This is a genomic window from Rhodoplanes elegans, assembly GCF_016653355.1.
GTDB classification, from domain to species: Bacteria; Pseudomonadota; Alphaproteobacteria; order Rhizobiales; family Xanthobacteraceae; genus Rhodoplanes; species Rhodoplanes elegans.
This window is the reverse complement of the sequence record NZ_NHSK01000162.1, coordinates 1-8,330: the sequence shown is the minus strand read 5'-3', so window position 1 is coordinate 8,330 and position 8,330 is coordinate 1. Positions and strand designations below refer to the sequence as shown.

Annotated in this window: 7 protein-coding genes and 1 pseudogene; 4 read left to right on the top strand and 4 right to left on the bottom strand. The window is 73.0% G+C overall.

Annotated features, from left to right (window positions below; all coding sequences use genetic code 11):
- A pseudogene (locus CCR97_RS20420) lies at window positions 1–453 on the bottom strand (hypothetical protein); the annotation flags it as partial.
- 357 nt (window positions 454–810) lie between these two features.
- Here CCR97_RS20420 and CCR97_RS20415 point away from each other — a divergent pair.
- Window positions 811–2,919 carry a methyl-accepting chemotaxis protein gene (locus CCR97_RS20415; RefSeq protein WP_201159788.1) on the top strand — a complete coding sequence of 703 codons (2,109 nt, stop codon included), beginning with the start codon at window positions 811–813 and terminating at the stop codon, window positions 2,917–2,919.
- 6 nt (window positions 2,920–2,925) lie between these two features.
- Here CCR97_RS20415 and CCR97_RS20410 read toward each other — a convergent pair whose 3' ends face one another.
- Together CCR97_RS20410 and CCR97_RS20405 are read right to left on the bottom strand one after the other, a co-directional pair.
- Complete coding sequence (locus tag CCR97_RS20410; protein WP_111357937.1) at window positions 2,926–3,909, bottom strand: Bug family tripartite tricarboxylate transporter substrate binding protein; 984 nt, start codon at window positions 3,907–3,909, stop codon at window positions 2,926–2,928.
- 43 nt (window positions 3,910–3,952) lie between these two features.
- On the bottom strand, window positions 3,953–5,050 hold the full coding sequence (locus CCR97_RS20405) for a mandelate racemase/muconate lactonizing enzyme family protein (RefSeq protein WP_111357938.1): 1,098 nt from the start codon (window positions 5,048–5,050) through the stop codon (window positions 3,953–3,955).
- A gap of 169 nt (window positions 5,051–5,219) precedes the next feature.
- On the opposite strand from CCR97_RS20405, the gene CCR97_RS20400 reads away from it, so the two are divergent.
- From CCR97_RS20400 to CCR97_RS20390, 3 genes are all read left to right on the top strand, one after another.
- Window positions 5,220–6,179, top strand: a complete 960-nt coding sequence (locus tag CCR97_RS20400) for a LysR family transcriptional regulator (protein ID WP_170145893.1) — start codon at window positions 5,220–5,222, stop codon at window positions 6,177–6,179.
- 67 nt (window positions 6,180–6,246) lie between these two features.
- A complete protein-coding gene (locus tag CCR97_RS20395; RefSeq protein ID WP_111357940.1) occupies window positions 6,247–6,717 on the top strand; it encodes a hypothetical protein in 471 nt (156 codons plus the stop codon).
- A 217-nt stretch (window positions 6,718–6,934) separates the two neighbouring features.
- On the top strand, window positions 6,935–7,462 hold the full coding sequence (locus CCR97_RS20390) for a disulfide bond formation protein B (RefSeq protein WP_420826088.1): 528 nt from the start codon (window positions 6,935–6,937) through the stop codon (window positions 7,460–7,462).
- Window positions 7,463–7,493: 31 nt separating this feature from the next.
- On the opposite strand, the gene CCR97_RS20385 is transcribed toward CCR97_RS20390, so the two are convergent.
- Window positions 7,494–8,330, bottom strand: an 837-nt coding sequence (locus CCR97_RS20385; protein WP_201159787.1) for an autotransporter outer membrane beta-barrel domain-containing protein, incomplete at its 5' end; no start/stop codon positions are given.

Genomic DNA, 8,330 nt, shown 5'->3' with positions numbered 1-8,330 from the left:
CATCGCCGCATAGGCCGAGACCGGGCCGCCCGGGCCGCCCGTGGCGGCCCCGAGCCCGGCACCGCCGCCGAAGCGGTCGGCGAAGTCGGCGCCCGGCGTGTCGGGAACGGCGAGGGCGAGCAGCTCCGGCACGAAGCGCAGCTTCACCGCCTCGGCGGCGCTCAGCTCCGGCTCGGCCGGCGCCGAGGGTCTGGGCGGGGCCGGGGCCCGGCTGCTCATCCACACGGTCATCACCCCGGCGACAGCGACGGCGACGGCCAGGAAGCTCAAGGGAGCGGCGATGGTCGGCCACAGCGGCGCCGGACGTCCGGGCGGGCGGTGCCGCGCCGCGATCGGTGCCGGCAGGCGGGATGGCACGCGCGGGGCCGGGGTGGTGGCGCGGCTGCTCCATGGCGGCGCGCCGGAGCGCGGGGCCGGCCGGCCGGAGGCGTTTCGTATGGTCGGGCCGGCCATCGCGTCTCGATCGGCGTCTCGCATCGCAACACGGGGGCGTCCCGGACCGAACCCGGTGACGTAGTGCCTCCAGGTCGGGACAGATTTAGCAAAAATAGCCAGATCGTGCGACTCGGGAATATTTCTTCCAAATCCGCGCTTTAACGCGAATTTAAGCGGCCGTGCCGAGGATCGGGGAACGTGACGTGCATTGGAAATGCTGCCGGCGGTTGCCCCCGTCTCGCGCCGGCGGTCGTGCCCGTGAACCTTCCGCCCGGGTTCGGCTCGTCGGCCGGACGCCCTCGGTCTCTCCGCGCCGGAGATCGGCGGGGTGCGTGAAGGCTCGTGCTGCCACCGCGCCTCCTGTTCCGGGACTCCATGATCAGGCCGCCCCGCCGCATCGGCACCAAGCTCGCGCTCTCGGCCGCCGTCGGCGTGCTGCTGGTGCTCGGGATGATCGTCAACACCGGCCTCGGCGGCCGCTCGACCCTGCAGATGACCGGCGCCGCCGACGCCCGCCAGAAGGCGGCCCAGGAGGCCGGCCGGATCGGCCTGCATTTCGAGCGCATGCAGACCTACACGCGCGACGCCCAGCTCGCCCGCGACGAGGCGGCCGTCGACACCGCCCTGCACGCGCTCGAGCGCTCGTCGGGCGACGGCTTCGCCCTGCTCGACCAGCTCGCCGAGCGCAGCAAGGACGCCGGCGGTGGCGACACCCTCGACAAGATCCGCGAGCTCTATGCCGATTATCTCACCGGCGCGGCCGAGCTGGTCGAGAGCCAGCGCGCCCTGGTCGGCCTGTGGGCCGAGCGCCGTCGCCTCGCCGGCGTTTGGGACGACGCCGTGCAGCGCACCGCCGACCTGGTCGCCGAGCAGGCCGTCGACGCGCGCGCCTTCGCGGCGCGGCTGGGCACCGCCTCGGCGGCGGTCGGCGCCTTGCGCATCGCCTCGTTCGACTTCGACGAGCAGCGCGCGCCCGCGCAGGGCGACCGCGTCGCCGCGCAGGCCCGCGAGGCGGCCGACCTGCTCGACCGCACCCGCCGGGCGAGCCCGGTCGCGGCGCTGACCGAGGCGGTCGGCCCGCTCGCCGAGACGCTCACGGGCCTGACCGACACGATGGCCCGGATCGTCACGACCATCGCCGAGCAGGACGCGCTCCTGAAGGAGCGGCTGGTGCCGATCGTCGCCCGCATCGACGCGCTGCTCACCGGCGTCATCGACACCGCGAACGCCGCCGCCGCGCAGGAGATGGAGGCGACGGCGCGCAGCATCGCCGAGGCGACGCTGATCAACACCGCGGCCGGCGGCTTCGTCGTGCTCGTGCTGATCGGCTCCGCCGTGTTCGGCGCCTTCGCCATCGGCCGGCCGATCCGCCGGGTCGGCGCCATCCTGCAGGCGCTCGCCGACGGCGACCGCTCGGTCTCGATCCCCTATGTGACGCGGCGCGACGAGGTCGGCGACAACGCCCGCGCCGCGCAGGCCTTCAAGGACAATCTCGACCGCATCGCCCGCATGGAAGCCGAACAGCGCGCCGCCGACGAGCGTGCCGCGGTCGATCGCCAGACAGCCGTGCACCGCATCGCCGACGCCTTCGAGACGGCGGTCGGGGCGATCGTCGACACCGTGTCGCAGGCCGCGACCGAGCTGGAGGGCGCCTCCGGCAGCCTCACCCGCACGGCCGAGACCACCCAGCATCTCTCGACCGCGGTCGCCGCCGCCTCCGAGCAGGCCTCGGCGAATGTCGAGAACGTCGCCACCGCGACCACCGAGATGGCCGCCTCGGTCAACGAGATCAGCCGGCAGGTGCAGGATTCGACCCGGATCGCGGCCGCCGCGGTGCGTCAGGCCGAGACCACCGACGAACGCATCGCCACGTTGACGGCCGCGGCCGCGCGCATCGGCGACGTCGTCGAGCTGATCCGCGAGGTCGCCGAGCAGACCAACCTCCTGGCCCTCAACGCCACCATCGAGGCGGCGCGGGCCGGCGAGGCCGGCAAGGGCTTCGCCGTGGTGGCGAACGAGGTCAAAGCGCTCGCCACCCAGACCAGCAAGGCGACCGGCGAGATCGGCTCGCAGATCTCCGCCATCCAGGCGGCGACGCACGACTCGGTCGTCGCCATCAAGGAGATCGGCGGCACCATCGCGCACATGTCGGAGATCGCCGCGGCGATCGCGGCCGCCGTCGAGGAGCAGCACGCCGCCACCGCCGAGGTGGCGCGCAACATCCAGCAGGCCTCCGCCGGCACGGCCGAGGTGGCCCGCACCATCGGCGAGGTCAGCCGCGGCGCCGGCGCCACCGAGGCGGCCTCCGAGCAGGTGCGCAACTCGGCGACCGTGCTGGCCGCCGAGGGCGGCAAGCTCAAGGACGAGGTGCGCCGCTTCCTCGTGAATGTCCGCACCGGCCCGCTCGACCGCCGCGACGGCGACGACCCGGGCTACAAGGGCCCGGAGCGCCGCGGCGAGCGCCGCGGAACACGGGCGGCGTGAGCCAGCTCACTCCGGCTTGATGTTGCCGACCGCGATGATGTGCTTCCACTTGTCGATCATGGTCGCGATGTGGGCGGCGTACTCGGCCGGGGTCGAGCCGATCGGCTGATAGCCGATCTCCTCCATCCGCTTGCGGGTCGCCGCGTCGCGCACCGCGGCCTGGGCGGCCTTCGCGAGCTTGGCGAGGATGTCGGGCGGCAGCCCGGCCGGGCCGACGAGGCCGAAGTCCGGCGCCGCGTCGACCTTGGGCAGGCCGGCTTCGGCCATGCTGGGCACGTCGGGCAAGTGTGAGACCCGGCCCGTGGTGACGCCGAGCGCCTTCAGCTTGCCGGTGCGGATCTGCTCCAGTACGGCCGGGATGGTGGAGAAGTTGAAGTCCACCTTGCCGGCGATCAGATCCATGATGGCCGGTCCGCCGCCGCGATACGGCACCGACACCACGTCCAGCCCGGCCTCCTGGCGGAACTGCTCGCAGCCGAGATGCACGGCCGTGCCGATGCCGGCCGTCGCCATGGTGAGCGAGCCGGGCTTCGCCTTGCCGAGCGCGATCAGCTCCTTCACCGACGACACCGGCAGGCTCGCCGGCACGACGAGCACCAGCGAGGTCCTCGCCAGCAGCGAGATCGGCGTGAAGTCGCGCACCGTGTCGTAGGGCAGCTTGCCGGCGAACAGGTTCGGATTGATCGTGAAGGCACTGTCGACGACGCCGATGGCGTAGCCGTCCGGGGCCGACGAGGCGATCGCCTGGGTGCCGATCTGGCTCGCGCCGCCGCCGCGGTTGTCGACATAGAGCGACTGGCCGAGATCCTGGCCCATCGGCACGGCGACGAGGCGCGCCACGATGTCGGAGGCGCCGCCGGCCGCATACGGCACCACGATCTTGATCGGCCGCTGCGGATAGGTTTGCGCATGCGCCCGGCCGCCGAGCAGGCCCGCCGCGGTGAGGGCCGTCAGGCCGGTGAGGATGTCACGTCGGCTCGTCTGGATCATGTCTCTCTCCCGGGGGCTATCGCTCTTCTTGGTCAGGGGCGCGTCACGCCAGAAATCTCGTGATCAGTTCGAGATCCGGATCGCCGCCGAGGCCGGGTGCCGTCGGCACGGCGACGTGGCCGCCCTCGATCGGCACGAACCGGCCGCACGGGTCGCAGGCGAGATCGCAGTAGAAGCGCTCGAGCGCGCTCGGGCGCTTCTTCGCGGCGAGCACGTGGATGGTGGCGAGATAGCCGGGGCCGAAGAACGGCGAATGCGGCACGCAGGTGAGGCCGGCGTCCTCGGCCTCGGTGCAGATGCGCCACAGCGGCGTCAGCCCGCCGATTTTTATCGCGCTCGGCTGGACGAAATCGACGCAGGCGGCGGCGCGCATCTTCTCGAAGTCGAGGGCGTTGCCGGCGTTCTCGCCGATCGCGGTCGGCACGCCGGTGGCGTGCCGCAGGTCGGCGAGCGCGGAGAAATTCTCCGGCGGCCAGATCGGCTCCTCGATCCACAGGATGTTCGATTGCGCCATCGCGGCGACCGGGGCAGCCGCCTCGTCGGGGCGCCAGGCGCAGTTGGTGTCGACCATGATCGGCACGTCGGGGCCGGCGGCGGCGCGCGCGGCCTCGACCGCCGCGACGGTGCGCTCGTGCAGCTTGATCTGCGAGAAGCCCGCGCCGAGCGCGCGGTCGATGGCGAAGCGCAGCCGGTCGGCTTCGCCGTAGTATTGCAGCAGCGAGGCGTAGACCGGCACGCGGTCGCGCCGGCGGCCGCCGAGCAGCTCCGCCACCGGCACGCCGGCGCGCTTGCCGCGCAGATCCCACAGCGCGATGTCGAGTCCGGAGATCGCATGCACGGTCGGCCCGGTGCGGCCGAGATTGTGCAGCGTCCGCTCGATCCGCTCCGGCAGGCCGGCGTCGTCGACGCGCTGGCCGAGCGCCAGCGGCGCCACCCATTCGTCGATCGCCGCTGTCACGGCCGACCAGAAGCTGCCATAGGCCTCGCCCCAGCCGACCAGCCCGTCGTCGGTCGTCACCCGGATCAGGACGGTGTCGAGGGTGGTGCGCGCCCGCCCGGCGAACTGCGGCGGCGGCGCCCAGTGATCGAAGGGGATGCGCAGCGCGAAGGCGTCGACGGCCGCGATGGTGGGTCCGGTCATGCTCGACTCGTCATCGAGGACGCGCCCGCAACGGGCGCTCGGGCGGGTCCGCCCGACGCGGATGGCGGCGGGACAATGGATGCGCCCGACGGACCCGAACATCATTGTGGTCCTGCCTCTCATGTGTTCCAAATGCCGTTTAGTGCAGCGATCATGTTCGAGGGTTATGATGCTGTCGCTCCGGGAGCTGGACGTCTTTCGTCGCATCATGGAGCTCGGCAGCATCACGGCGGCCGCCGAGGCGCTGCACGTCTCGCAGCCGGCGGTGAGCCGGATGCTGCAGCAGGCCGAGCAGCGGCTCGGCTTTCCGCTGTTCCTGCGCCACCGCAAGCGGCTGGTCGCGACCTCGGAGGCGCAGGCGCTGTTTCCCGACACGGTCGGCGCCTTCGCGGCGCTCGACGTGGTGCAGCGCCGCGCCGCCGACCTCAAAGCCGGCACGGCCGGCGTGCTGGCGATCGCCGCGACCGCGGGCTTCGCCAACACGCTGCTCGCCCCGGCGGTGGCGCGCTTCCGGGCGGCCCGGCCCGACGCCGTCGTCACCCTCGAGGCGACCCGGGCGCTCGAGGTCGCCACCCGGGTGGCGGATCACCGCGCCGATCTCGGCTTCATCATCGACACCATCACGGTGCCGGGCGTCTCGGTGTCGGACCTCTGCGCCTCCGCCTTCGGGGCGGTGATGCCGCCCGGCCATCCGCTGGCTCAACAGCCCGCCGTGACGCCCGCCGATCTCGTGGGCGAGCCGCTGATCTGCCTCGGCCGCGGGCTGCCGCTCGGCCTTCTCGCCATGCGGGTGTTCGCCGAGGCGGACGTGCCGCTCTCCGTCGCGATCGAGGTGACGCAATCGACCGTCGCCTGCGCCATGGTGCGGGCCGGCGCCGGCATCGCGCTGCTCGACGGGCTCGGGCTGATGGGGGAGGCGAGCGGCGACCTGGTGCTGCGGCCGCTGCGTCCCGCCGCGACCGTGAAGGGGCGGCTGGTGCTGCCGCGTCACCGGCCGCCGTCGCGCCTCGCCGAGGCGTTCGTCACGGTCGTCCGCGAGGTGATCGCCGACAGCGATCCCGCGCTCCTCGCCGGGCCATCGGGTCCGGACGCCGGGGCTCGGCGACAAGACCTGGCCGGCGCCGATTGATCCAGCCGCTTGACCGGTGCGCTCGGGCATCGCTAGCTCGTCGCGATCACAACCGAGGGAGGCCGTCGTGGCCGAGCAGACCCGCACCGTTCAGGACGGCGAGATCATCGCGCCGAGGGCCGAGGGCACCGTCGCCGAGGGCACAGTCTTGGCCCATGCGCAGCTTCCGAACCTGGAGATCGAGGTGGTGCACGGCACGCTGCCGGACGGAAGCGGCGAGCGCCTGTCGATCAATCTCACCGCGACGCCGTCCTTCGAGGCGTTCGGCCAGGCGCTGGAGGGCGGCAACCCGTTCGCCCTGTGGATGCAGGTCGTCCAGTCGACCTGGGCGCCGCTCCTCGCCATGAACCCCTTGGTCGCGGCCGACCCGTTGCTGTCGGCCAATCCGTTCTTCGCCGCGAATCCGTTCCTGTCGGCGAACCCGCTGCTGGCCGCCAACCCGTTCTTCGGGGCCGGCGGATTCGCGGCGCTCGGCGGCATGCCGGTCTGCGGCTTCCCCGGACGCCAGGGTGCCAAGGGGCCGGGCGCGACGAGCTGAAAGGGCGGGACCGCGCATCGCGCGAGCCGGTCCGGCTTTGCGCGCCGTCGCGCGGCTGCCTTGCCTTGGCCGAAAAGCCGGCACACAAGCCGCCGTCCGGCTCTGCCGGGCGACGGCCGTGGCCCGCTCGGGCGCGGCATCCCCGACACCGACGAGCCGCCCGAACGAGCCCGCCATGAGCGCCCAGACCGACGCGATCGATGCCCCGGAGGCCGGCATGGCCACTGCGACCCCCACCCGGCGCTGGCCGCCCGCGGCGATCGCCGCCCTGCTGCTCGCTGCCGCCTCGACCGCGATCGTGCTCGGCGCGCAGGTGTTCCAGCACGTCGTCGGCATCCCGCCCTGTCCGCTGTGCCTGGAGCAGCGCATCCCGCATTACGCCGCCGTCCCGATCGCGCTGATCGTGGCGATGGCGGTGCAACGTCGGGCGCCGCGCGGCCTCGTCGCCGCCGGCTTCGGGCTGCTCGCGCTGGCCATGCTGACGGCGGCCGGGATCGGCGGCTACCACGCCGGCGTCGAATGGGGTTTTTGGCCGGGACCGAGCGACTGCTCCGGCGAGATCAAGGCGTTCGGCACTGCCGGCAGCCTTTTGCAGCAGATGCAGACCACCTCGGTGATCCGCTGCGACGTGGTGATGTTCCGCTTCCTCGGCCTGTCGCTCGCCGGCTGGAACGTGGTGATGTCGACGGCGCTCGCCGGCCTCGCCGCCTGGGGATTTGCCCGGACCCTGCGCCAGTCGGCCTGAGCGGCTCGCGCCGCCCCGCCGGCCTCCTGTATCAGAACCGCATGGAAAAGCTGCCGCGGACGCCCTGGCTCTGCGTGCCGTCGCCGAACTGGCCCGTGTAGGAGAGGCCGAGCACGGTGTTCGCCGCGACGGCGCTCGACAGCCCCGCCTCGACGATCGCTACGTCGCGGGCGATCGGCAGGCCGGCGACGGCGAACGGGGCGGAGCCCTGCAACGAGACCGTCGAGATCGGGCCGACGTCACCGAAGGCGTGTCGCCAGCCGAGCGTCCCCGTGGCGGTCAGCGCGGTGGCGCCGACCGAAAAGTCGGTCGCCGCCCGCAGGCCGAGCGTCGAGACGGTGACGTCGGGCGTCACGCCGCTGCTGGTCAGCGCCGCGAGGCCGCCCTGTTCGGTGAACCGCTCGGTGCCGACCTTCACATGGGCGAGCCCGGCGAACGGCTCGAACGCCATCCGGCCGGCGACGACCTGATAGCCGACGTCGGCGAAGGCCTGGGCCGTGTAGGCGTCGTAGCGGCCGGTCGGGGTGTCGTAGAAGCCGGAGACGGCGACGGTGCGGTTGGTCGTCACGTCGCTGAACGTGTAGGCGGTGCCGAGCCGTACCCCCAGTGCGCCGATCTGGGTGCCGCCGTAGAGGCCGACGCTGTAGTTGTCCGAGCGGCCCGAGGCGTTGCGGTCCGACACGCCGTAGGTCGCGTGGCCGTAGCCGGCCATGACGCCGAGTCGCCAGGTCTCGAACGCCGGCAGGTCGGCGCCGACCAGGAGGCCGCCGGTGTCGTGCGACAGGCCGGCCGCGTTGCCGTTGCCGTCGCTGCTGCCCCAGGTGCCGTAGCCCTGCGCCCAGAAGGCGAGCGTCCGGCAGCCCGCGGC

Excerpts from the sequence above, each read along its gene's own strand:
- CCR97_RS20415 (WP_201159788.1), top strand. The coding sequence starts at position 811 with ATGATCAGGCCGCCCCGCCGCATCGGCACCAAGCTCGCGCTCTCGGCC.
- CCR97_RS20410 (WP_111357937.1), bottom strand. The coding sequence starts at position 3,909 with ATGATCCAGACGAGCCGACGTGACATCCTCACCGGCCTGACGGCCCTC.
- CCR97_RS20405 (WP_111357938.1), bottom strand. The coding sequence starts at position 5,050 with ATGACCGGACCCACCATCGCGGCCGTCGACGCCTTCGCGCTGCGCATC.
- CCR97_RS20400 (WP_170145893.1), top strand. The coding sequence starts at position 5,220 with ATGCTGTCGCTCCGGGAGCTGGACGTCTTTCGTCGCATCATGGAGCTC.
- CCR97_RS20390 (WP_420826088.1), top strand. The coding sequence starts at position 6,935 with ATGGCCACTGCGACCCCCACCCGGCGCTGGCCGCCCGCGGCGATCGCC.